Annotated in this window: 19 protein-coding genes; 10 read left to right on the top strand and 9 right to left on the bottom strand. The window is 63.6% G+C overall.

The features are described 5' to 3' along the window. Positions 1-27: 27 nt before the first annotated feature. The 3 genes from aat to EB835_RS04145 all read right to left on the bottom strand — a co-directional run bounded on the left by aat (position 28) and on the right by EB835_RS04145 (position 2544). The gene (gene aat, locus EB835_RS04155) at positions 28-705 is read right to left on the bottom strand and encodes a leucyl/phenylalanyl-tRNA--protein transferase (protein WP_135808229.1); all 678 of its coding nucleotides are present in this window, start codon (positions 703-705) and stop codon (positions 28-30) included. A 29-nt stretch (positions 706-734) separates the two neighbouring features. Next, complete coding sequence (locus tag EB835_RS04150) at positions 735-1088, bottom strand: HesB/IscA family protein (protein WP_025778316.1); 354 nt, start codon at positions 1086-1088, stop codon at positions 735-737. Positions 1089-1167: 79 nt separating this feature from the next. Continuing rightward, positions 1168-2544: a dipeptidase gene (locus EB835_RS04145; protein ID WP_135808228.1), complete on the bottom strand. Its 1377-nt coding sequence runs from the start codon at positions 2542-2544 to the stop codon at positions 1168-1170. A gap of 23 nt (positions 2545-2567) precedes the next feature. Here EB835_RS04145 and EB835_RS04140 point away from each other — a divergent pair, with 23 nt between their 5' ends. Continuing rightward, a complete protein-coding gene (locus EB835_RS04140) occupies positions 2568-3179 on the top strand; it encodes a DUF3043 domain-containing protein (RefSeq protein ID WP_135808227.1) in 612 nt (203 codons plus the stop codon). On the opposite strand, the gene EB835_RS04135 is transcribed toward EB835_RS04140, so the two are convergent. Further along, positions 3154-4260 carry a quinone-dependent dihydroorotate dehydrogenase gene (locus EB835_RS04135; protein ID WP_135808226.1) on the bottom strand — a complete coding sequence of 369 codons (1107 nt, stop codon included), beginning with the start codon at positions 4258-4260 and terminating at the stop codon, positions 3154-3156. The genes EB835_RS04140 and EB835_RS04135 overlap by 26 nt on opposite strands. Before the next feature lie 121 nt (positions 4261-4381). Here EB835_RS04135 and EB835_RS04130 point away from each other — a divergent pair, with 121 nt between their 5' ends. The 3 genes from EB835_RS04130 (at position 4382) to sucB (ending at position 9301) form a co-directional block, all read left to right on the top strand. Continuing rightward, positions 4382-5857, top strand: a complete 1476-nt coding sequence (locus EB835_RS04130) for a leucyl aminopeptidase (protein ID WP_135808225.1) — start codon at positions 4382-4384, stop codon at positions 5855-5857. 153 nt (positions 5858-6010) lie between these two features. Further along, on the top strand, positions 6011-7399 hold the full coding sequence (lpdA, locus tag EB835_RS04125; protein WP_135808224.1) for a dihydrolipoyl dehydrogenase: 1389 nt from the start codon (positions 6011-6013) through the stop codon (positions 7397-7399). 21 nt (positions 7400-7420) lie between these two features. Continuing rightward, the gene (gene sucB / locus EB835_RS04120; protein ID WP_135808223.1) at positions 7421-9301 is read left to right on the top strand and encodes a 2-oxoglutarate dehydrogenase, E2 component, dihydrolipoamide succinyltransferase; all 1881 of its coding nucleotides are present in this window, start codon (positions 7421-7423) and stop codon (positions 9299-9301) included. Between the two features lie 52 nt (positions 9302-9353). Here the strand turns inward: sucB and EB835_RS04115 are convergent, their stop codons facing one another. Next, positions 9354-10763, bottom strand: a complete 1410-nt coding sequence (locus EB835_RS04115; RefSeq protein ID WP_135808222.1) for a hypothetical protein — start codon at positions 10761-10763, stop codon at positions 9354-9356. 155 nt (positions 10764-10918) lie between these two features. Here EB835_RS04115 and lipB point away from each other — a divergent pair, with 155 nt between their 5' ends. The 3 genes from lipB (at position 10919) to EB835_RS04100 (ending at position 13414) form a co-directional block, all read left to right on the top strand. After that, complete coding sequence (gene lipB / locus EB835_RS04110) at positions 10919-11557, top strand: lipoyl(octanoyl) transferase LipB (RefSeq protein ID WP_135808221.1); 639 nt, start codon at positions 10919-10921, stop codon at positions 11555-11557. Between the two features lie 10 nt (positions 11558-11567). Then, positions 11568-12620, top strand: a complete 1053-nt coding sequence (gene lipA / locus EB835_RS04105; RefSeq protein ID WP_135808220.1) for a lipoyl synthase — start codon at positions 11568-11570, stop codon at positions 12618-12620. A gap of 62 nt (positions 12621-12682) precedes the next feature. Continuing rightward, complete coding sequence (locus EB835_RS04100; protein WP_135808219.1) at positions 12683-13414, top strand: DUF4191 domain-containing protein; 732 nt, start codon at positions 12683-12685, stop codon at positions 13412-13414. A gap of 100 nt (positions 13415-13514) precedes the next feature. Here the strand turns inward: EB835_RS04100 and EB835_RS04095 are convergent, their stop codons facing one another. After that, entirely contained in the window at positions 13515-13955 is a 441-nt protein-coding gene (locus tag EB835_RS04095) for an RDD family protein (protein ID WP_135808218.1), read from the bottom strand. Positions 13956-14098: 143 nt separating this feature from the next. Between EB835_RS04095 and glnA (EB835_RS04090) the strand changes: the two genes are divergently transcribed. Then, complete coding sequence (gene glnA / locus EB835_RS04090) at positions 14099-15523, top strand: type I glutamate--ammonia ligase (protein ID WP_135808217.1); 1425 nt, start codon at positions 14099-14101, stop codon at positions 15521-15523. A gap of 151 nt (positions 15524-15674) precedes the next feature. Beyond that, positions 15675-17141, top strand: coding sequence for a mycothione reductase (locus EB835_RS04085; RefSeq protein WP_135808216.1), 1467 nt, complete (start codon positions 15675-15677; stop codon positions 17139-17141). 57 nt (positions 17142-17198) lie between these two features. Here the strand turns inward: EB835_RS04085 and EB835_RS04080 are convergent, their stop codons facing one another. Genes EB835_RS04080 through EB835_RS04070 form a run of 3 tightly spaced genes read right to left on the bottom strand, consistent with a single transcriptional unit; the run spans position 17199 to position 21802 of the window. After that, a complete protein-coding gene (locus EB835_RS04080) occupies positions 17199-20240 on the bottom strand; it encodes a bifunctional [glutamine synthetase] adenylyltransferase/[glutamine synthetase]-adenylyl-L-tyrosine phosphorylase (protein ID WP_135808215.1) in 3042 nt (1013 codons plus the stop codon). Next, a complete protein-coding gene (gene glnA / locus EB835_RS04075) occupies positions 20240-21598 on the bottom strand; it encodes a type I glutamate--ammonia ligase (RefSeq protein WP_135808214.1) in 1359 nt (452 codons plus the stop codon). Before glnA (EB835_RS04075) ends, EB835_RS04080 begins: the two co-directional genes overlap by 1 nt. After that, a complete protein-coding gene (locus tag EB835_RS04070) occupies positions 21599-21802 on the bottom strand; it encodes a hypothetical protein (RefSeq protein WP_135808213.1) in 204 nt (67 codons plus the stop codon). A 319-nt stretch (positions 21803-22121) separates the two neighbouring features. Between EB835_RS04070 and ald the strand changes: the two genes are divergently transcribed. After that, positions 22122-23240, top strand: a complete 1119-nt coding sequence (gene ald / locus EB835_RS04065) for an alanine dehydrogenase (RefSeq protein WP_135808212.1) — start codon at positions 22122-22124, stop codon at positions 23238-23240. Positions 23241-23444: the final 204 nt, after the last annotated feature.

The following is a 23444-nucleotide window of genomic DNA, read 5'->3' as shown; positions in this document are numbered from 1 at the left end:
AAGCGGTAGAAATTCACCTGCAGATGTTCATTTGTTGAGAATATCCTGACAGACGTGGCCCCTGAGCGCGGAATCTAGGTGCGCGGAGTACTCCAGTCCGCTGATCTCCGACACGCCGAGGGTCGCGAGATGTGATGTCTGCCACTGCGTGTCGATGAGCCAGTCCCCCGGCTCCGCGTCCTCATCTCCCGAGGCGGCAGGGCCTGTTCCGCTGCCGACGTCGACGGCGTCGAAGAGTCCGACGAGGTGGGCCAGCGCCGCTTTCGATGCGTCCCGCTGAGTGTGGAACATCGATTCGCCGGCGAAGAATGAGCCGATCGCCACCCCATAGAGTCCGCCGACGAGCTCATCGTCGCTCCAGACCTCCACCGAATGAGCCCACCCGTCTTCGTGGAGGCCGAGGTAGAGCTCGATCATCTCTTCGGTGATCCAGCTGCCTGTCCTGCGCGGGTCGGCACAGGAGCGCATGACATGCATGAAGGCACGGTCAGTGGTGAAGGTGAAGTGCTTCATCGACTTGCGCAGGCTCTTCGTCACGCGCAGGTCGCCTGGAAACAGGACTCCGCGGCGCCGTGGCGCCCACCACCCCATTCGGCCGGAGCCGCCGTGCCCGACTCCCATCGGAAAGAGTCCGGCCCGATACGACAAAAGGACCTGGGCCTGCGTGGCCGAGTACGACACGGCACGCAGATCTTCCAGGTCCATGAGAAGGGTTCCTCCTCAGCCGCAGCTGATCAGTGGAACGAGTCTCCGCAGGCGCAGGATCCGCCGGCGTTGGGGTTGTCGATGGTGAAGCCCTGCTTCTCGATGGTGTCGGAGAAGTCGATGGTCGAACCGCTGAGGTAGGGAACGCTCATTCGGTCGACGATGACCTCGACGCCGTCGAAGTCACGCACAGCGTCTCCGTCGAGGAAGCGCTCATCAAAGTAGAGCTGATAGATCAGTCCGGAGCATCCGCCGGGCTGGACAGCCACGCGCAGGCGCAGGTCGTCACGACCTTCCTGTTCCAGCAGGCTGCGGACCTTGTCGGCAGCGGTCGACGACAGCTCCACCTCGTGGGTGGCTTCGGCTTTTTCGGTCACAGTCATGGTTACTCCTTTTCGCGTTCCTGTCCCCAGGCTACACCGGGCACAACGCCGATGCCCTGAAAGCTATTCCCTGGTCGTGTCATCCATTGTCGGCGAGACGCTGCAGAAGCAGAGCCTCGGCGACGATCGCGGCCCTGAAATCGGGCAGGTAGAGAGATTCGTTGGGGCTGTGGGCTCTGGCGTCCGGGTCTTCGACACCCGTGACGAGGATCGACGCGCCGGGGAAGATCTCGAGCAGATCGGCGATGAAGGGGATCGACCCGCCGATGCCCATCGTCACCGACTCCGTGCCCCAGGCATCGGTGAGTGCCTGGCGGGCGGCGCGGACCACGGGATCGGCCTCTTCGGCCTGCCAGGGACTGCCGCCCTCGGTCTCACCGATGCTCAGCTGCGCGCCGAAGGGCAGATGTGCCCGCAGATGCTCTTCGACGGCCGCGATCGCAGAGGCGGGTGTGTCCCCTGGCGCGAGGCGGATCGAGAGTTTGGCCCTCAGGGAGGACTGGAGAGTGTTCGACGACACCGCCACATCGGGGATGTCGAGGCCGATGACGGTGATCGACGGCTGCGTCCACAGCCGGGAGGCCAGGGTCCCGGTGCCGATGAGCTCGGTGTCCGGGAGTACGCCGGAGTCAGTTCGCAGAGTCTCTTCGTCGTAGTCGATATCCGACTCGGTGTCCGCGTGCAGTCCCGTGACGGCGACTGAGCCCGTCTCGTCATGGAGAGTGGCCAGCAGCTTCGTCATCGCGAGCATCGCATCCGGTGCCACTCCCCCGTACATTCCCGAATGCACGGCATGGTCGAGTGTGGAGACTTCGAATTCGACAGCGCACATTCCGCGCAGGCTCGTCGTCAGCGCGGGGGTCCCAGCGGCCCAGTTGCCGGAGTCAGCGACGACGATGACGTCTGCGCGCAGACGGTCCCGGTACGTTTCGAGGAAGTTGCGGAAACTCGGGCTGCCGGCTTCTTCCTCACCTTCGAAGAAGAGAGTCACACCCACACCGAGGCGGTCGGCCAGCAGCCGCAGAGCCGTGAGGTGGACCATGATGCCCGCCTTGTCATCGGCGGCCCCGCGGCCGAACAGGCGATCGCCCTTACGGGTGGCGACAAAGGGTTCGGTGTCCCAATCCTCTTCGCGTCCGGGCGGCTGGACATCGTGATGGGCATAGAGAAGCACGGTCGGCGCATCTGCAGGGGCCGGGACGGACGCGACGACGGCCGGGTAGCCCGGGGTTCCGTCGGTCTGGTCGGCGCTGAGGATGTCGACGTCGAGGCCGAGGTCGCGTGCCAAGCCTGCGACCGCCTCGGCGCTGGCCGTGACATTCGCGGCGTCGAAGCTGGGCCATGCGACGGATGGGATGGCTACGAGGTCGCTGAGGTCGCGCAGCACCTCGTCGAAGATGGTGTCAAGTTCGGCATGCAATTGTGCACTGTCAAGTGCTGAAGTCGATTCGCTCATTCTCCAAAGGTAGTATTCATCTCGTGTTCGGAAGCAAAAAATCTCGCGGGGAAGACGAAACCTCCGCCTCTCAGCCAGTCCATGATGACCTCTCCGCAGAAGCCGACGCCCGTCGAGACGCGGAGGCGAAGAAGGGACGGCCCACGCCCAGGCGCAGTCAACAGGAGTCTGCGCGCCGTCAGCCTTTGGTGAACAAGGATCGCAGAGTTGCGAATAAGAAGGCCAAGGAACAGCAGCGGCAGGAGCGTGATCGTGCGCGCATCGGCATGATGAACGGCGAGGAGAGGTACCTGACTCGTCGTGACAAGGGACCGCAGCGCCGGTATATCCGCGATTACATCGATGCCCGCTTCTCGATCGGCGAGATCTTCATTCCCGCCGCGATCCTCATCCTCGTCATCGCGTTCACGCAGCCGGTCCAGATCCAGCAGTACTTCACCTACGCGGTCTGGGGCCTCATCGCACTGATCATCCTCGATGGCTTCGTGCTCAGCTACATCCTGAAGAACCGGCTGCGGGCCAAGTTCGGCGAGGTCGAACGGGGAATCACCTTCTATGCGGTGATGCGCAGCATCCAGCTGCGTCCGCTGCGCATGCCCAAACCTCAGGTCAAGCGTCGCCAGTACCCCGAGTGAGCAGACGGCTGGACTCGAGGCCGCGGACGATGCGGCCGGGGAAGAACGGTCCGGAGTAGATCATCTCCGAGTAGACCTGAACCAGATCGGCGCCCGCGGCCACTCGTGCCCGGGCGTCGTTCGCGTCGGCGACTCCCCCGACGGAGATGACCGTCAGACGGTCGCCCACTTCAGCCTTGACCAAACGGAGCACATCCAAGGAGCGCGCGGCCAAGGGACGACCCGAGATCCCGCCGGCTTGGCCCTCTGCGAATTCTGCGTCGGTGCCGGACAGTACGCCGCGGTCGATCGTCGTATTCGTCGTGATGAGCCCGTCGACTCCGGTGCGCAGTGCGAGGTCGCAGATCTCGGCGACATCCTCGTCGGCCAGGTCCGGGGCGATCTTGACCAGCAGAGGCACGTGCCCCAACGTCGACCGCGGAACCTCCACCACCTCGGCGGCGGTGTCACGGACTGCGGTGATGATCGGCTCCAGGCTGCCCACGGACTGAAGATCCCGCAGACCAGGTGTGTTCGGTGAGCTGACATTGATGACGAGGTAATCGGCCAGCGGAGCCAGCGCCCGGGTCGAGGCTGCATAGTCGGCCACCGCATCGGTCGCCTCGACGATCTTCGTCTTGCCGATGTTGATGCCCACGATGGGGCGCAGACTCTGCGGGAGGGCATCGATCTTCCTGCGTTCGGCGGTGATGTTGAACGACGCCTGTCGCGCTCCGTCGTTGTTGAACCCCATGCGATTGAGCAGGGCGAGACTCTCTCGCAGACGGAACAGCCGCGGGCGGTCATTGCCTGGCTGAGCATGAGCCGTGATCGTTCCGACCTCGATATGACCGAAGCCCAGCGAAGACAGGGCACGGACTCCGACGCCGTTCTTGTCGAACCCTGCGGCCAGCCCGACGCGATTGGCGAAGGGCAGACCCATCACTTCAGCGGGGCGGACGGTGCCGCGGGCGCAGACGGAGCGGAGCAGACGCCCGAGCAGAGGCACGGAGTCGAGGAGACGCAGGGCGGAGAAGGAGAGGTGATGGGCCCGTTCGGCATCCATCGGAACGAAGAGGAGTCTGAAGATCAATGAGTACACGCACCCAGAATATGTCAGAGTTCCTCAGCGCTTGAGCAGGCGCCTCCGTCACCGCTTCAGCAACTGCGCGGATTAGGCATTAGGATCGAATCAACGTTCAAAGACGACTGAAAGGGAACTCATGGCTGGTGCATCCACCCTCAGCAGCTACTCCACGACCTCACCGGTGAAGGCCACCGCCTCCGTGCTGGTACTGGCGGCAGCGGACTCGAAGGTCCTCGGGCTCGCAGGCGCGAAGGCGGCACGGACCGCCCTCGACGAGGCGGCCGCGGCCATCGGGTTCAGCGGCAAGGCCGGATCCACCGCTCGAGTTCCCGCTCCGAAGGGCCTCACCGCCGACTCCGTTCTGCTGGTGGGCCTCGGCGACTTCGACCCCGACGACTCCGATGTCGCCGCGACGGCCGAAGCGCTGCGTCGAGGCGCAGGTTCGGCTCTGCGGGCCCTGGACGGCGCCGACTCGATCGCTCTGGCACTGCCGGCTGCGACGCCGGCCGAGGTCGAAGCCGTCACCGTCGGCGCCGGACTCGGAACCTACCGGTTCCTCGACTACCGCAGCGAAGGCAAGACCCCGGGTGAGATCACGGTCATCGGTCCCAAGGGCAAAACCTTCGCCACCGCCCATGACGCGGGTGAGGTCATCGCCGCCGCGACGAACCGAGCGCGCGACCTCGTCAACACACCCCCGCTGGATCTCTACCCGGAGTCCTATGCGGAGATCGTCAAGGATCAGGCCAAGGACCGCAAGCTCAAGGTCACCGTCCTCGGTGAGAAGGAGCTCAAGGCCGGCGGCTACGGCGGAATCATCGGCGTCGGGCAGGGTTCGACTCGCGGGCCGCGTCTGGTCAAGGTCGAATACGCACCACGCGGTGCCGACCGCCATCTCAGTTTCGTCGGCAAGGGCATCACCTTCGACTCAGGCGGGATCTCGCTCAAGCCGGCGAAGAGCATGGAGGACATGAAGTCCGATATGGCCGGGTCCGCAGCGGTCGTACAGGCGCTCTTCGGCATCGCCGACCTCAAGCTGCCGGTCCGCGTCACCGCGTGGCTGCCGATGGCTGAGAACATGCCCGGATCTTCCGCGCAGCGTCCCAGCGATGTGTTGAAGATGCGCAGCGGCAAGACCGTCGAAGTCACGAACACCGATGCCGAAGGACGACTGGTCCTCGCCGATGCCCTCACCGACGCCGGTGCGGAGAACCCGGATCTGATCATCGATGTGGCCACTCTCACCGGTGCACAGGTCGTCGCACTCGGTGAACGCACCTCCGGTGTCATGGGCTCCGAGGCAGCACGGGCTGAGGTCATCGCGTCGGCGTCCGTGGCCGGTGAGGAGATGTGGGCGATGCCGATTCCCGAAGAGATGCTCTCCGGGTTCGACTCCACTGCCGCCGATCTGACGAACTCCGGACCGCGCCCCGGCGGCATGCTCGCCGCAGCCGCGTTCCTGCGTGAGTTCGTCGACGAGGATGCGAACTGGGCGCATATCGATATCGCCGGGCCCAGTTTCAACGGGTCCGCACCGTTCGGCTACACACCGAAGGCCGCGACCGGAGCAGCGGTGCGCACCCTCATCGAAATCGCGAAGGCGAAGGCCTGAGCACAGTGGTTCTACACGCTGTCGAGGTGAACGTGATGATGCCCACCTGTGTCCAATCAGACAGCGTTTTTCTTCGCCCCGCGCAAGAAAAGTGGAAAGATAAGACTGAAAGCTGCGTACCGCAGGCTTATTCACAGCTACGAGGAGAAATCCGTGAGTGACGAATTGACCTACGACCTTGTCGTTCTGGGAGGCGGAACCGGTGGCTATGCCGCTGCTCTGCGAGCCGCAGAGCTCGACCTGAAGGTCGCTTTGATCGAACGCGACAAGGTAGGAGGCACCTGCCTGCACCGCGGCTGCGTGCCGACAAAGGCTCTTCTGCACGCTGCAGAGGTCGCCGACTCCGCTAAGAACTCCGAGACCTTCGGCATCGAAGCCGAGTTCAAGGGGATCGACATCGCCAAGGTGCTCGAGTACAAGGACGGGGTCATCACCCGGAACTACAAGGGTCTGCAGGGACTGGTCAAGGCTCGCGGAATCGACACCTACTTCGGCACCGGCAAGCTGACCGGCAAAGACACCGTCGAAGTCACCGGCGAGGACGGAGACCACACCGTCAAGGGAACGAACGTTCTGCTCTCGACCGGTTCGACGTCCAAGACCATCGGGCTCGAGGTCACCGACCGCGTGATCACCAGCACCGAAGCTCTGGAGCTCGACAAGGTCCCGAGTTCGGCCATCGTGCTCGGCGGCGGCGTCATCGGCGTCGAGTTCGCCAGCGTCTGGAACTCCTTCGGAGCCGACGTCACGATCGTCGAAGGTCTCAAGCACCTCGTGGCCAACGAGGACGAGACCATTTCCAAGAACCTCGAGCGTGCCTTCAAGAAGCGCAAGATCAAGTTCAAGCTCGGGACCATGTTCAAGGGTGTCGAAGAGACCGCGGACGGTGTCAAGGTCACCCTCGAAGACGGTTCGACGCTCGAAGCGGAGTACCTGCTCGTGGCAGTCGGACGCGGCCCGGTCACCGAGGGCTTCGGATTCGAGGAGCAGGGCATCCCGATGGATCGCGGATTCGTTCTGGCCAATGAACGTCTCCACACCGGCGTCGGCAACATCTACGCGTGCGGCGATATCGTCCCCGGCCTCCAGCTGGCTCACAGGGCCTTCGGTCAGGGTATCTTCATCGCCGAGGAGATCGCCGGCCTGAACCCCGTGCCGGTCGTCGAATCGGGCATCCCGCGCGTGACCTACTGCGAGCCGGAGATCTTCTCCGTCGGGCTCTCGTCTGCTCAGGCCGAGGAGAAGTACGGCAAGGATCAGGTCGAATCGCTCGAGTACAACCTCGGCGGCAACGGCAAGTCGGTGATTCTCAACACGAGCGGGCTGATCAAAGTCATCCGCGAGAAGGACGGACCGGTCGTCGGTGTTCACGGCATCGGTGCTCGACTGTCCGAGCAGGCCGGTGAGGCGCAGCTCATCGTCAATTGGGAAGCCTTCCCCGAGGAAGTCGCACAGCTCATCCACGCTCACCCCACGCAGAACGAAGCGATGGGCGAGGCTCACCTCGCCCTGGCCGGCAAACCCCTGCACTTCCACTCATAAGATCCGAGGAGACGAATACTCATGTCGAATTCCGTTCAGATGCCGGCTCTCGGAGAGTCGGTCACCGAGGGCACTGTCACTCGCTGGCTCAAGGAAGTGGGCGAAGAAGTCGAGGTAGACGAGCCGTTGCTCGAAGTGTCGACCGACAAGGTCGACACTGAGATCCCCAGCCCCTACGCGGGAACCCTGGAGAAGGTCCTGGCCGAGGAAGATGACGTGGTCGAGGTCGGCGGCGACCTCGCCTACATCGGCGACGGCAGCGGCGCTTCCTCCGACGACGAAGCTCCGGCGTCCGAAGAAGCCGCCGAGGAGCCTGCAGAGGCCCCGACCGAAGAGGCACCCGCTGAAGAGGCTGCACCCGCAGCAGAGGAGGCACCGGCGGAGGAATCCGCTCCGGCCGCTGCCGACTCCGGCTCGTCCGAGGGCACCGAGATCACGATGCCCGCACTCGGCGAATCCGTCACCGAAGGCACCGTGACCCGGTGGCTCAAGGAAGTCGGTGAAGAGGTCGAGGTCGACGAACCGCTGCTCGAAGTCTCGACCGACAAAGTCGACACCGAAGTTCCCTCCCCCGTCGCCGGAGTCGTTCAGGCTCACCTGGCGGAAGAGGACGACACCGTCGAGGTCGGCGCACCTCTGGCCCGCATCGGTTCCGGTGCTCCGGCCGAGTCCGCTCCCGCCGAGTCCGCATCGGCAGAGGAAGCTCCTCAGGAAGAAGCACCTGCCGAGGAGGCTCCTCAGGAAGAAGCGCCTGCCGAGGAGGCTCCTCAGGAAGAAGCGCCTGCCGAGGAGGCTCCGAAACAGGAGGCACCGAAGCAGGAGGCCCCCGCTCAGGAGGCACCGAAGCAGGAGTCGGCTCCCCAGCCGGCATCGGCTCAGGCCGCCGCATCGGCTCAGGCCGAAGAGCCTGTGGAGGCCGCTTCACAGGCGCCTGCTGCCGCCGACACCGTTGGCGAGAACGCCGCCTATGTCACTCCACTCGTGCGTCGCCTGGCCCGCGAGAAGGGCGTCGACCTCTCGAAGGTATCCGGCACCGGAGTGGGCGGTCGCATCCGCAAACAGGATGTCGAGACGGCTGCGAAGAACGGCCCGGCAGCCGCACCGGCTGCTCAGTCGGCCGCGCCTGCCGGAGCGCCCAAGGCTCCGTTCAAGGTCGAGATCCCCGAGGAGGTCGCGAAGCTGCGCGGCACCACGGAGAAGGCTTCGCGGATCCGTCAGACCATCGCCAAGCGCATGAGCGAGTCCCTCGAGGTCTCCGCTCAGCTCACGCAGGTCGTCGAAGTCGACATGTCCCGGATCGTCAAACTGCGCAAGGCCAATAAGGAGGCATTCCAGGCCAAGCACGGTTCGAAGCTGACCTACCTGCCGTTCTTTGCGAAGTCCATCGTCGAAGCGCTTCAGGTGCATCCGAAGGTCAACGCTCAGTACGATCTCGAGTCGCAGCAGATCACCTACTTCGATCACGAACACCTGGCCGTCGCGGTGGACACCCCGCGCGGACTGCTCGTGCCCGTGATCAAGGATGCCGGTGGCCTCAGCGTCGCGGGTCTGTCCAAGGCCATCGATGATGTCGCTGACCGGACACGCAACAACAAGATCATGCCTGATGAGCTCGCGGGCGGAACCTTCACGGTGACCAACATCGGTTCTGTCGGGGCGCTGTTCGATACGCCGATCATCAACCAGCCGCAGATGGGCATCCTCGGCACGGGTGCCATCGTCCGTCGTCCGATCGCAGTGAAGACGGCTGACGGTGAAGAGGCGATCGCCATCCGTGACATGGTGTACCTGCCGTTGACCTACAATCACCAGCTGGTCGACGGTGCGGATGCGGGGCGTTTCCTGCAGACCATCAAGGCGCGTCTGGAAGAGGGCAACTTCGAGGCAGATCTCGACCTCTGAGCCGCCACAACTATCGAGGGGCCGACCATTCGTGGTCGGCCCCTCGGGTCATTCACGGACCGTCGATCTCGCGGACCTCTGCGACCAGCCATGCACCCTCGACTCTCTCGAGTTCGAACTCGACCGTCTGCGCGGCGAATTCCTGCAGCGCGTCACCGCTGCCCGCACTCGAACGCATGAGTGCCGAGGCGACGACACGGTCCTCCTCGGCTGTGACGATCTCGACATCCTCGACGTCGATCGAATAGTCGGAGCCGGTGAAGGCAGAAGGATCGATGAGCTCGTCCGCAGCCGCGGCAGATGACTCGGGAACCGACAAGGCCTGCAGAGCCGCCGCATCGCCGTCGCTCAGCGCCCGGGCCCGAGACTCACACAGATCCTCCAAGACACCGGTGACCTCGGGGACACCGAGGGACGACGTCTGTTCGTCCGAGGAGTGCGCTTCCCCGCCGGATGGGATTTCTTCGCCGCTCACGGCCGTGGTGTTCGCCCACGAGGACCAGACGGCCACACCGCCGAGAAGCGTCAGGCATACGGCGGCACCGATCAGCAGGGTGCGGCGACCGACGACGCGCGATGCTTCGGCTGCGCGCAGCCGGGATGACAGAGCATCCACGGCACGCAGCGCAGTCCTCAGCAGACTGCTTCGAGCAGCGGGTTCTCGTCTCGACCGACGCGAACTCTTCGCCCCTGCACGCAGCGGAGACACTCGTCCCGCACGCAATGGCGGAGCGGGGGCACCCGTGCTTCGACCGGTATCCTGACCGGAGTTGCGGTCCGGGGAATGTCCGGACGCCGCGCGCAGACGCGCAGTGAGTGCTGATTCGGGTGCTGTTTGACTCTCGGCAGGCACAAGCGGCAGCGCAGCAGGACGGTCGAGGGTGCGCAGCGATTCGGCCGCCTCGGCGAGGGCGGAATCCAATCCGATATCGGAAGACGCGTCGTCCAGGAGGTCGGCGACGAGCGACCGCAGGGACGACGATGATTCGGCCAGCGCGAGATTGATCGGAAGCAGCACCTCGGCCCACGGCCGACCGTAGACGGCGTGGTAGATCATCTCCCCCACGGCGCGGCGGGGCGTCATCGCAATGGGTGCCGAGACACCGGGGATGATCACCGGTCGACCGTCGGCATCGAGTGCGAACGCGGACAGAGTGAGCCTCTTGTCGGGGTCAGCGCACGTCCGGAGTTCCTCGATGATGCCGAGAAACAGAGTGCACAGTTCGGCCTCGTTCACTCCCTGATAGGCACGGACGACATCGAGGACGAGTCCGCCGGGCGAAGCGGGGACGATGAGCACGGTACGTGCGCCATTCGGCAGAGCCACCTCGGTGATGGCGAGGACGCGGGGATCATCGGCGTCGAAGCCGCGGTGCACCACACCCCACGCACTGCGGCCACCGGAATCGAGTAAACGGTGAATATCATCCGCGATCGTTGCCTGGAACTCCCATGTCATCATTCGTCATCTCCGTTGATGATGTTATCTGCAGTTTGATGACATTTAATCATGATCGCTGTCGTAGTTATGTGTCAAGGGCCACAGCCTCTGTGGAGGCCGTCAGATGTGATTGAGAACAAATTGAACACTGGGGACAAGAGTCATAGTGTGGAGCTATGCCCCTGGCCACAGAAACGCTCGGGTTCGCCCCGGTCCTCTCGGACTATCGGCAGACTTGGGAATTGCAGAAGAGATACTACGACGAAGTGCTCGCAGGTCACCGTGACTCGACCATCCTGCTCCTCGAGCATTCCCCGGTCTATACGGCCGGCAAGCGCACCGAGGATCATGAGCGGCCGACCGACGGCACCGAAGTCATCGATGTCGACCGCGGCGGAAAGATCACCTGGCACGGTCCCGGACAGCTGGTCGCGTACTGCATCTACAAGCTCAATGAACCCAAAGAGGTTCGGCTCTTCGTGTCTCAGCTCGAAGACGCAATGATCAGGCTGCTCGCCGAATACGACATCACCGCCGTCACGATCGAGGGCCGAGCCGGTGTCTGGCTGCGAGGTGACGGCATCCGTCGTGACCGCAAGATCGGAGCGATCGGCATCCGCATCCACGAAGGCGTGACGATGCACGGCCTGGCGCTGAACTGCAGCAACGAACTCGGGGCGTACGAGTCGATCATCCCCTGCGGGATCACCGACGCCGACACCACGTCCATCAGTGCCGAACTCGGTCGCACGGTCACTCCCGTGGATGTGGCGCCGCGACTCGACGAAATCCTGCACGAGACCATCACCGCCTAGGAGAACTCAGATGACGATCGCACCAGAAGGCCGCCGCATGCTCCGCGTCGAGGCCCGCAACTCCGAGACTCCCATCGAGGACAAGCCAGCCTGGATCAAAGCGAAGGCGCATATCGGTCCCGAATACACCGCGTTGAAGTCGCTCGTGCGCAAACAGGAGCTGCACACGGTGTGCGAAGAAGCCGGCTGCCCGAACATCTTCGAATGCTGGGAAGATCGCGAAGCGACCTTCCTCATCGGCGGCGAACAGTGCACCCGACGCTGTGACTTCTGCCAGATCGATACCGGCCGACCGGCCGAATTCGACGCCGACGAACCGCGCCGAGTGGCCGCCTCGGTGGCGGAGATGGGTCTGCGCTACTCGACGATCACCGGTGTGGCCCGTGACGATCTCGAAGACGGCGGCGCTTGGCTCTACGCCGAGACCGTCCGCCAGATCCACGAGCTGTCCTATGTCGATGGACGAGGCACCGGAGTCGAGCTGCTCATCCCGGATTTCAATGCCAAGCCGGATCAGCTCGCCGAGGTGTTCTCCTCCCGTCCCGAGGTGCTCGCACACAATGTCGAAACGGTTCCGCGCATCTTCAAACGGATCCGTCCCGCATTCCGCTACGAACGCTCGCTGTCGGTGATCACGCAGGCCCGTGAAGCCGGTCTGGTGACGAAATCCAACCTCATCCTCGGCATGGGTGAGACGAATGACGAGATCATCTCCGCCCTGCAGGACCTGCACGAAGCCGGATGCGACCTCATCACGATCACGCAGTATCTGCGTCCATCGCCCAGGCACCATCCCGTCACTCGCTGGGTGAAGCCCGCTGACTTCGTGATGCTGCGTGATGCGGCTGAGGAGATCGGCTTCCTCGGTGTCATGTCGGGCCCGCTCGTGCGCTCGTCGTACCGGGCCGGCCGGCTGTGGGCGACCGCAATGCGCCGCCGCGGTGAGGAGATCCCTTCGCATCTGGCGCACCTGGACAAGCACACACCTGCCAAACAGGAAGCACAGGCCGTTGTGGATACCTTCGGACCCGGCGAAGAGGTAGACTTGACTGCTGAGCAATGAGCGTCGGTCTTCCCTGACTTCCGGAGGCGACGCCGCACCGCCCTTCAAGAGCAAGTGAGAGAATGAACGAAGAACCGCGCAAGGGACTCTTCCGGCGCAAGCCCAAGGATCCGAACAAGAAGCCCGGCCGTCTGGCGCAGATGCGCCAGGTCTATGAGCTGTCAGCCAAACACAATAAGGCGACCCCCTGGCTGTTGGCCGCAGCCGTGCTGGGTTGCACGATCATCGGCCTCGGCGCCGGATACGTGTTCGGCGGGATGATCTTCACGACCATCCTCGGTTTCATGGTCGGTCTTCTGCTGGGCATGTTCATGCTCGGTCGTTTCGCCGAGACCGCGGCATTCGCTCAGATGGACGGACAGCCCGGAGCCTTCGGCGCCGTCCTCAACACCGCTCGTCGCGGTTACCTCATGGATGAGAAGCCGATCGCAGTCGACCCGAAGAGTCGCGACCTCGTGTTCCGCTCGACCGGTCGTGCCGGAGTCGTCCTCCTCAGCGAAGGCCCGAAGGCACGCAGTGCGAAGCTGCTGGCCAAGGAGAAGAAGCGTCACGAACGCATCCTCCCCAACGTCCCGGTCCACACCTTCCAGGGCGGTAAGGAAGAGGGCCAGCTGGCAATGAAGCGGGTCGTTCCTGCCGTGCAGAAACTGCCTCGCAAACTCAACCGCGCCGAGGTCCTGGCTGTGCGCAATCGTCTGGCCGCCCTGGGAACGCAGGGCTCGCGCCCGCCGATCCCGAAGGGCATCGACCCGAACAAGGCCCGCCCGAACCACAAGGCGATGCGCGGACGCTGATCCGCCGACGCCCAGCGTCGCCCCTCAATTTGCTACCTGACGGCGGCTCAGCAACCTCGCGCGAGGTTGCTGAGCCGCCGTCAGGTAGCAAATTGAGGATTCAGCGGCGGAGGATGACCGTGCCCGCCGCCAAGTCGTGGACTCCGCGGTTGTCCCGGTTGAAGATGAGAGCGGGAATGACGAGCACGACGAGCACCGCGCGGATGAGGGACTTGAGCAGTCCCGGCACATGACCGTCGAGGCGACGGACTTCGATGCCGAAGAGGCGATGCCCCACCGAATAGCCGAGAGTGCCGACGAGCACGAAGTTCTCGACAGCGAAGATGGCAGGGGCGAGGATCGGATTCGCCGGATCGATGAGATTGGCGATCGCCAGACACATCAGCCAGTCGACGATAAGGGCGAGGATGCGCTTCCACGCCGGGGCCAGAGAATGCGAGCCGTTGACAGGCAGACCCAGCCGCTTTCCGGGCCAGTCGTCTTCTTCCCTGTCGAACCGGGGTCCTTCGAGCCAGGAACCAAGGTCGTCACGATTGATCACTCCCCCAGCCTACGAAATCCGGCCTGAGTGGATCCTCAGGAAACATGCCCGAAACATGGGCGACATCACTACTTCATTCTTCGGCGACTAGGATTGACCGTGGTCAGGACAAACGGCCACCGTACACGAACTAGGAGACCTAAGTGTTCTCGTCTGCTGAAGAACTCGTCAACTACATATCGGACAATGACGTCAAATTCGTCGATGTCCGGTTCTGCGACCTGCCCGGTGTGGTCCAGCACTTCAACCTCCCCGCCGCCTCCTACGGCACTGAGGAGATCACCGAAGGTCTGCTCTTCGACGGGTCCTCCATCACAGGCTTTCAAGGCATCCATGAATCGGATATGAAGCTGCTCGCCGATGTCAGCTCCGCCTACATCGATCCGTTCCGTGAGGCCAAGACGCTGGTCGTCACGCACTCCATCGTCGACCCTTTCACCGACGAGCCCTACTCACGTGATCCCCGTCAGGTGGCCGCGAAGGCCGAGGCCTACCTCGAGTCGACCGGAATCGCCGACACCGTCTTCTTCGGTGCCGAAGCCGAGTTCTACCTCTTTGACTCCATCCGCTACGAGAACACCCCCGGCAGCAGCTTTTACCAGATCGGGTCCAAGGAAGCCGCGTGGGACACCGGACGCGACGAAGAGGGTGGAAACCAGGGTTACAAGACCCCGTTCAAGGGCGGCTACTTCCCGGTCTCGCCTCAGGACCAGTACGCGGATATCCGCGATGACATGTCGCTCATGCTCGAACAGATAGGTTTCGAGATGGAGCGTGCGCACCATGAGGTGGGCACCGCCGGCCAGCAGGAGATCAACTACAAGTTCAAGACTCTGCAGCACGCCGGTGATCAGTTGCTGGACTTCAAGTATGTGATCAAGAACCGCGCCTACGAACTCGGCAAGTCCGCAACCTTCATGCCCAAGCCGCTCTTCGACGACAACGGTTCGGGTATGCATTGCCACCAGTCGCTGTGGAAGAACGGCGAGCCTCTCTTCTATGATGAGAACGGCTATGGAGGACTCTCCGATCTTGCGCGCTGGTACATCGGCGGGCTGATCGAACACGCCGGAGCGGTGCTGGCGTTCACGAACCCGACGATCAACTCCTACCGCCGCCTCGTGCCCGGCTATGAGGCTCCGGTCAACCTCGTCTACTCCGCTCGCAACCGTTCGGCTGCGATCCGCATTCCTGTGACCGGAACCTCGCCGAAGGCCAAGCGTCTCGAATTCCGCGTTCCGGACCCATCGTCGAACCCCTACCTCGCTTTCTCGGCCCAGCTCATGGCCGGGCTCGACGGAATCCGCAACCGCATCGAACCGCCGGAGCCCATCGACAAGGACCTCTACGAGCTCCCGCCGGAGGAGGCCAAGGACATCAAACTCGTTCCCGGCACGCTCGACGAGGCGCTCAACGAGCTGGAGAAGGACCACGACTTCCTGACCGCCGGCGATGTGTTCACTCCCGACCTCATCGAGACGTGGATCCGCATCAAACGTGAGAACGAACTCGATGTCGCACGCCTGCGTCCGACCCCGACGGAGTTCGAGCTCTACTACGCACTCTGACCTTCACCGACGGCCGATCCCCCGTCGAGCTGAGACTCGGCGACCGAGTGGAATAGAGTGAGGGCGTCACGGGTTCATACCCGTGACGCCCTCACGGCTCTGCGGCCGCAGACACGGCCCGCCGGATCGCGCATCATCGAAGGGATTGACTTTGACGCACTATGACCTGCTGCTCATCGGCACCGGTTCGGGAAATATGTTCCTCGACAAGCGATTCGCGGGACTGAAGACCGCCATCGCTGAGGAATGGCACTTCGGCGGCACCTGCCTCAACGTCGGCTGCATTCCGACGAAGATGTTCGTCTACCCCGCAACCCTTGCCGAGCAGGCCACCCAGGCTGACCGTTACAATCTGACTCCGACCCACCCCGAAGTCGATTGGGCAGGACTCCAGGAGCGCATCTTCTCTCGCGTCGACGCGATCGAGTCCGGAGGACGCGAATACCGCAGCAGCGATCGCCAACCCAATATCACCGTCGTCCCCGAACATGTTCACTTCACCGGAGAGAAGACCGTACACACCGCCTCCGGGGAGGAGATCACCGCCGATCGCATCGTCATCGCCGCCGGCGCGCATCCGAGAATCCCCGACATCGCCGGGCTCGACACGGCCCGCATCGATACCGACGACTACCCGGTGTTCACTTCGAACACGGTGATGCGCCGTTCCGAGCAGCCGGGGCGCCTGATCATCATCGGCTCTGGGATCGTCGCCATGGAATTCGCCCATGTCTTCGCCTCTCTCGGCACCGAGGTGACCGTCCTGGCCCGTGGGCCCCGCCTCCTGGGCAATATCGATGAGGAGGCCGCCGAGGAATTCACCCGGGTCTTCGGAGCCTCGCATACGGTTCTTCACGGGGCTCAGTCGAAGCAGATCGACATCGCCGATGGTGAGGTCACGCTGACCCTCGAACCCAGCGGGCGCCTCGCCGAGGTGGACCTGCCGGAGACGATCACCGCTGACGGCGTGCTCGTGGCCACGGGACGGGTCCCCAACACCGGCGAGCTCGACGTCGGGGCCGCCGGCTTCGACATCACCGACGGCAGGCGTCTGTCCGTCGACGAGCACCAACGAGTCCTCTCCGCCGGTCAACCCGTTCCGGGAGTGTTCGCACTCGGCGACATCTCCTCACCTCACCAGCTCAAACATGTCGCCAACCACGAAGCGAAGATCGTCGGGCGCAATCTGGCCGCAGACGTCGCGGCGGGGGCGCCGGGAAGTGCTCGAGTCCGCGACCTCGCTGTCGTCAATCACCATGCCGTTCCCGGTGCCGTGTTCTCCTCCCCTCAGGTCTCCTATGTGGGAATGACAGAGGCGCAGGCCACGGAGGCCGGCCACCACGTCACGGTGAAGGTGCAGAAGTTCTCCGATGTCGCCTATGGCTGGGCGATGGCCGATGATCCGGGAATCGTGAAGATCATCGCCGACCGCGGCACCCGCCACATCCTGGGTGCGCATATCGTCGGGCATGAAGCATCGATGCTCATCCAACCGCTCATCCAGGCGATGGCCTTCGGTCAGAAAGCCGATGAGGTGGCCACCGGACAGTATTGGATCCATCCGGCCCTGCCCGAGGTCGTCGAGAACGCCCTGCTCGGGCTCGAATTCGAGGACTGAGCGTTCGACGGTCGGCAGATTCGGTTCCGCTCGAGGACATACTGCCGGGGTGATGCGTCAGAAGTCGTAGAAGCGGTGTTCCATCACAGATCGAGCGTGCCTGGTGGTGCGCAGATAGTCGTCTTCGAGGTCATGGCCCGCTCCGGCCGGATAGCCGAGCAGTCGGGCCGCAGCTTCGAGTTCCGTGTGGTCGACAGGCAGCGATTCGGCAGTGCGACCGCGGAAGAGCATCACGGCTGAACGCACATCTGTCGCGAGCTGCCACGCAGCGGCCAGCTGTTCGGCACCTTCGGGCGGCAGCAGGTCGGCGTCCATGGCCGCATCGAGAGCCGGCAGCGTCGAGGTCGTGTGCAGCCCTTCCACTCGATGCCCGTGTTGGAGCTGCAGCAGCTGCACGGTCCATTCGACATCGGAGAGGCCGCCTCGGCCGAGCTTGAGATGACGGCGTTTGTCCGCATTGCGCGGCAGACGTTCGTCCTCCATTCGCGCCTTGAGCGTGCGCACCTGAGTCAATGCCTTCTGCGGCATCTCCACCGGATACCGCAGCGGATCGATCAGCGAAAGGAAATCGGCGATGAGTCCGTCGTCGCCGGCGACCGGACGTGCACGCAGCAGTGCCTGAGCCTCCCACGGCTGCGACCACTTCGCATAGTAGGCCTGGTAGGACGAGAAGCTGCGCACCAACGGACCGTTCTTGCCTTCGGGGCGCAGATCCGCGTCGAGGTCCACTCCCTGAGCCCCTTCGCTGGCCTTGAGACGGGAGGACAGCTGGAGGGCCACCTTCGTCACGTGCTTGCTCAGCTTCCCGCGGCTCTCCGCATCAAGATCGTCGTCTGAGGGGCGGTACACGAACATCGCATCGGCGTCGGAGAAGTAGCCGATCTCACGGCCGCCCCAACGGCCCATGGCGATGATCCCGAATTCGTAGTCCGGGGTCTCGGGGCCGTCGAGATCTGTTCGGATGGCCTGCAGAGCACCGCGCACGGCCAGGTCCATGAGGTCGGAGAGATCGCCGGGTATCTCGGCCCGATCTCCGACTCCCAGGACGTCGCGCAGAGCGATGCGCAGCAGTTCCCGACTGTAGGTCTCACGGATGGGTGTCACCGCTTCGGCACCATGGCGTCGGAGCAGTCCGTCGACCTCGGCGTTGAGGATCTTCAGATCACGAGCCTCGAGGTTCGCATGACGATCCAGCCAGGCCACGGCAGCCGGCTGGCGCAGCAGCAGTTCGGTCGCATAGCCGGACAGTGAGAGCACTTCGGCCACCGACTTGGATGCCAGCCCGGAATCACGGAGCATCTTGAGGAACCATCCCGACGATGACAGCGATTCGCTCAGGCGGCGGAAGGCCAGCAGCGCCCGGTCGGGTTCGACCCCATCGGAGAACCAGTCGAGCAGTGCCGGAAGCACCTGCTTGATGACCATTGCGGTGCGCGACATTCCTGTGGTCAGCGCCTTGATATGACCCAATGCCCCCTGCGGGTCGACGTAGCCGAACGCTTGGAGACGATCGGCTGCCGCCTGCAGGCTCGATCCCCGCTTCTGAGCATCCACAACGGCTCCGTGGATGCCGACAGCCGCCTCGAGGATGGGTCGATAGAAGATCTGTTCGTGGAGGCGTGTGACCTGTTTCGCATAGTCCCGGCGGGTCTCTTCGAGACGGTCTCCGGTTCGAGAACCGGAACGGAAGACGGAACGGGCCAGCACCCGCAGCTTGGCTTCGTCGTCGGGGATGAGCGCATTGCGCATCATCCGCGGGATCTGCACTCGGTGTTCGACGACGCGCATGAACCGGTAGGCGGTGGAGAACACGGAGGCGTCCTGCTGGCCGATATACCCGTGTTCTCCCAGTTCGCCGAGTGCGACGAGAGTGTTCGGAGTGCGGATGTCCTCATCATTGCGTCCGTGGACGAGCTGGAGCATCTGTGCGGAGAACTCGACGTCACGCAGTCCGCCGCGACCCAGTTTGATCTGACGAGGAGCTTCGACGGCTGGGATCAGGTCGACGACACGTCGGCGCATTGCCCGGATCCCATCGATGAAGCCCGAACGGCTGGCAGCCTGCCAGACCATCGGGAGCAGCGATTCGGAGAATGCCTCGCCCACCTCGACGTCACCGGCGACGGGTCGGGCCTTGAGCAGGGCTTGGAATTCCCAGTTCTCGGCGATTTCGTCGTAATAGTGTTCGAACTCAGACAGCGTTCGCACGAGTGCTCCGGCTTTGCCTTCGGGGCGCAGCGCCGTATCGACTTCCCACAGTGCGGGTTCGCCTCCGGCGTCGGAGAGGATGCTGCGCATGCGTTGGGCGAGGTCGGTGGCTGAGGTCCTGGCTCCCTCGGTCTCTACGGAGTCGAGGACGAAGACGACGTCGACGTCGGAGACGTAGTTGAGCTCTCGTGCTCCGGTCTTGCCCAGGGCGATGACTGCCAGACGGATGTCGGCCGCCTCGTCGAGTTCGGCACGCGCGATGGCCAGGGCTGTGTCCAGCGCGGCAGCGGCCAGGTCGGACAGGACGGCCATGACATGGTCGACGATCTCTTCCGGGGATTCTGCGGACAGGTCATCGGCGACGAGGCGGAGGACTGCGTCACGGTAGTTGCGGCGCAGAGCTTTGACACCTTCATCACCAGTCATTGTGGAGCGCGGGGCCGGATCGTCCGGATCCGCGCCGACCGCCGTGAGCATCTCGGCACGCAGGGAGACCGCTGACGCGGCCGGGGTGGAGATCAACAGGAACGGGTCTGGGGCGAGCAGCAGGGGCAATGAGTCGGGATGTCGGACGAGGTGGTCGACCATCGCCTCCGAAGTTCCGAGGACTGCGAGCAAGCGGGCCAGGAGCGGACGGTTGAGTTCGTCCTCGGCCAGATCGCTCTGCGATTCCGACCTCACAGCGTCCAGCAGCGCCGCGGAGTCCTCCCCTGCCGCTTCGACCACTCGCAGCAGGCCCAGCGCCGCCCCATGCGGGTCGGGTGTGGCCATGAGCAGGTCGATGAATCGCGAGTCCGTGGCCAAAGGCTGGCCGAGGAACTCGTCGAGCTCATGGAGGAAGCGGGCGGTCGCGTCCGGGATGCTGGTGGTGCGTGAGGTGATTCCGGCCATCACATCGAGGTGAAGTGCTTGGCGAGTTCGTACGGAGTCACCTGCGCACGGTAGTCGGTCCATTCCTGGCGTTTGTTGCGCAGGAAGAAGTCGAACACTTCCTCGCCCAGGGTCTCGGCGGCGAGGTCTGAGCCTTCCATCAGCTCCAGAGCATGGGACAGGCTGCGCGGCAGCGCCTCGATGCCCATTGCTCGGCGTTCGGTGTCGGAGAGCTGCCAGACATTGTCCTCGGCCTCTTCGGGCAGTTCATAGCCCTCTTCGACCCCTTTGAGCCCTGCCGCGAGCATAAGGGCATATGACAGGTACGGGTTCGCTGCGGAGTCCAGTGCACGGTATTCGACTCGTGCGGATGAGGACTTTCCGGAGTTGTACTGCGGCACTCTCACGAGGGCGGAGCGGTTGCGGTGGCCCCAGGAGATATAGGACGGGGCCTCATGACCGGTCCACAACCGCTTATAGGAGTTCACGTGCTGGTTGGTCACCGCTGAGATCTCAGCGGCGTGGGTGAGAAGTCCGGCGATGAACTGGCGGCCTGTCTTCGACAGCTGATATTCAGCTCCCGGCTCGAAGAAGGCGTTGTTCTCACCCTCGAACAGCGAAACATGAGTGTGCATCCCGTTGCCCGGGTGTGCGGCCATCGGTTTGGGCATGAACGAGGCGTAGACACCTTGAGAGATCGCCACCTCTTTGATGACCGATCGGAACGTCATGACGTTGTCGGCCATCGTCAGTGCATCGGCGTAGCGCAGGTCGATCTCGTTCTGACCGGGTCCGGCCTCATGGTGGGAGAACTCCACGGACAGTCCCATGGCTTCGAGCATGGTGACTGCTTCCCGACGGAAGTCATTGGCCGTGCCGCCGTTGACATGATCGAAATAGCCGGCCGTGTCGACGGGCATCGGCGCGGTACCGTCACTGATCCCGGAGACGGGGTCGAGGTTGTCGGTTTTGAACAGGTAGAACTCGATCTCAGGATGCACATAGAAGGTGAAACCGCGTTCAGCGGCCTTCGCCAGAGTGCGTTTGAGGACGTTGCGCGGATCCGCCGGCGCCGGCTCGCCGCCGGGCACATGGATGTCACAGAACATCCGCCCGGTCGGTTCGGTCTCCCCGCGCCAGGGCAGCAAGGAGAACGTCGAGGGGTCGGGCTTGAGCACCATATCGGCCTCGAACACCCGCGACAGTCCCTCGACTGCCGAGCCGTCGAACCCGATGCCTTCGGAGAAGGCACCTTCGAGTTCGGCGGGGACGATGGCCACGGACTTCAGCTGTCCGAGGACATCGGTGAACCAGAGTCGGATGAATCGGACTTCACGATCCTCGACCGTCCTGAGAACGAATTCCTCCTGACGCGACATTCAGCCGTTCCACTTCTCGTCGTCATCGTCCCACTTCTGACTGCGCTCCCGTGCCTTCTCCAGTGCGGCGCGGGCAACTTCCTCGGTCTCGTATGGACCCATGCGGTGGGTCCAATCGCTGACCAGCCCCTTTTCGACGGTGTTCGTCTCGAGGTTGAAGTAATACTTCGAGTTCGGGTCGTCGATATCTTCGTAGAGTCCCATGGCTAGCCTTCCCTCCTCGGCAGGGTTCTGCATTGACACTTTCAGCTTACCGTTTCAGGAGCCGAACTGACGGCACGTGCTGCTGACTCTCCATCCATCCTCTTATCTGCACCTATAGTGCTGTCTCTCCCCGACTGGAATCATGTATTCCGCGTTATCTGGTACTCAGACACACTGATTCCGTATTTGAGATGACGAAAACAGATCTAAAGGTTTGCTCTCCAAACCTTCAAAGGAATAGAGTTGTCACCATCGACGGCCGACGGAGAAGTCGGTCGCCTCCGCCCCTGCGGCACATCATCAGGAGAGAAGGACAGCAATGCGCATTTCAGTGCCCACCGAGGTCAAGAACAACGAGTTCCGAGTCGCTATCACCGCTGCCGGCGTCCACGAACTCGTCGCCCACGGACACGAGGTCACCGTCCAGGCCGGAGCCGGCGAAGGCTCCTTCATCACCGATGCGGAATACGAAACGGCAGGTGCAAAGGTCGCCCCCGATGCCGCCGCGACCTGGGCCGCCGGCGACCTCGTGCTCAAGGTCAAGGAGCCCATCGCCTCAGAGTACGGTTTCCTGCGCAAGGACCTCGTCCTGTTCACCTACCTCCATCTCGCCGCCGATGAGGCGCTGACCAAGGCCCTGATGAACGCCGGGACCACGGCGATTGCCTATGAGACCGTCGCTCCCGACGGCGGCGGCCTGCCGCTGCTGGCCCCGATGAGTGAGATCGCCGGCCGACTGTCGACTCAGGTCGGTGCCCACAGCCTGCTAAAGGCCGAAGGCGGCCGTGGAATCCTGCTCTCCGGAGTGCCCGGAGTCGAACGCGCCAACGTCGTCGTCATCGGCGCCGGTGTGGCCGGGACGAATGCGGCACGCATGGCGCTGGGCCTCGGGGCGAACGTCGAGGTCATCGACATCAACATCCCCCGCCTGCGCCAGATCGACGAGACCTTCGCCGGGGCGATCGCCACGAAGGTGTCGAACAAGTACGAGATCACGAAGTCTCTGGCCGCAGCCGACCTCGTCATCGGTTCGGTGCTCATCCCGGGAAAGAAGGCGCCGAAGCTCGTCACCGATGAGATGGTCGCCAGGATGAAACCGGGTTCGGTTCTCGTCGACATCGCCATCGACCAGGGCGGCTGCTTCGAGAACTCCCGTCCGACCACTCATGATGATCCGACGTTCACCGTGCACAACTCGGTGTACTACTGCGTGGCGAACATGCCCGGAGCCGTGCCGAACACGGCCACGGCTGCGCTGACGAATGCGACCCTGCCTTTTGCCGTCAAGATCGCCGATCAGGGATGGCACCAGGCGTTGTTGAACGATTCGGCACTGGCGCGCGGACTCAATGTCCACAACGGCCACGTCACCAATGACAACGTCGCCGAGGCGTTCGGCTTCGAAGCCGTATCCGTGGCACACGCACTGGCGAACTGAGGATTCGCACCCAGGCGAGAGAGTGACCGGCCCTCTCCCCTCCCCGAACTACCTGACGGCGGCTTAACAACCCAGCGTGGAGTGGTCCCCGAAAGTTGGACTGTGATTAACACAGGACAACTTGAAGGGACCACTCCATGCGTCACAACTGTCTGATCACCGACGAGCAAGCCCAAGCCGCGGTCGAACTCTTCGATCACGGGT

The organism is Brevibacterium sp. S22 (assembly GCF_004745485.1).
Classification (GTDB): Bacteria; Actinomycetota; Actinomycetes; order Actinomycetales; family Brevibacteriaceae; genus Brevibacterium.
Note: the sequence above shows the minus strand (reverse complement) of the source record. Positions and strands in the feature narration are given on the sequence as shown.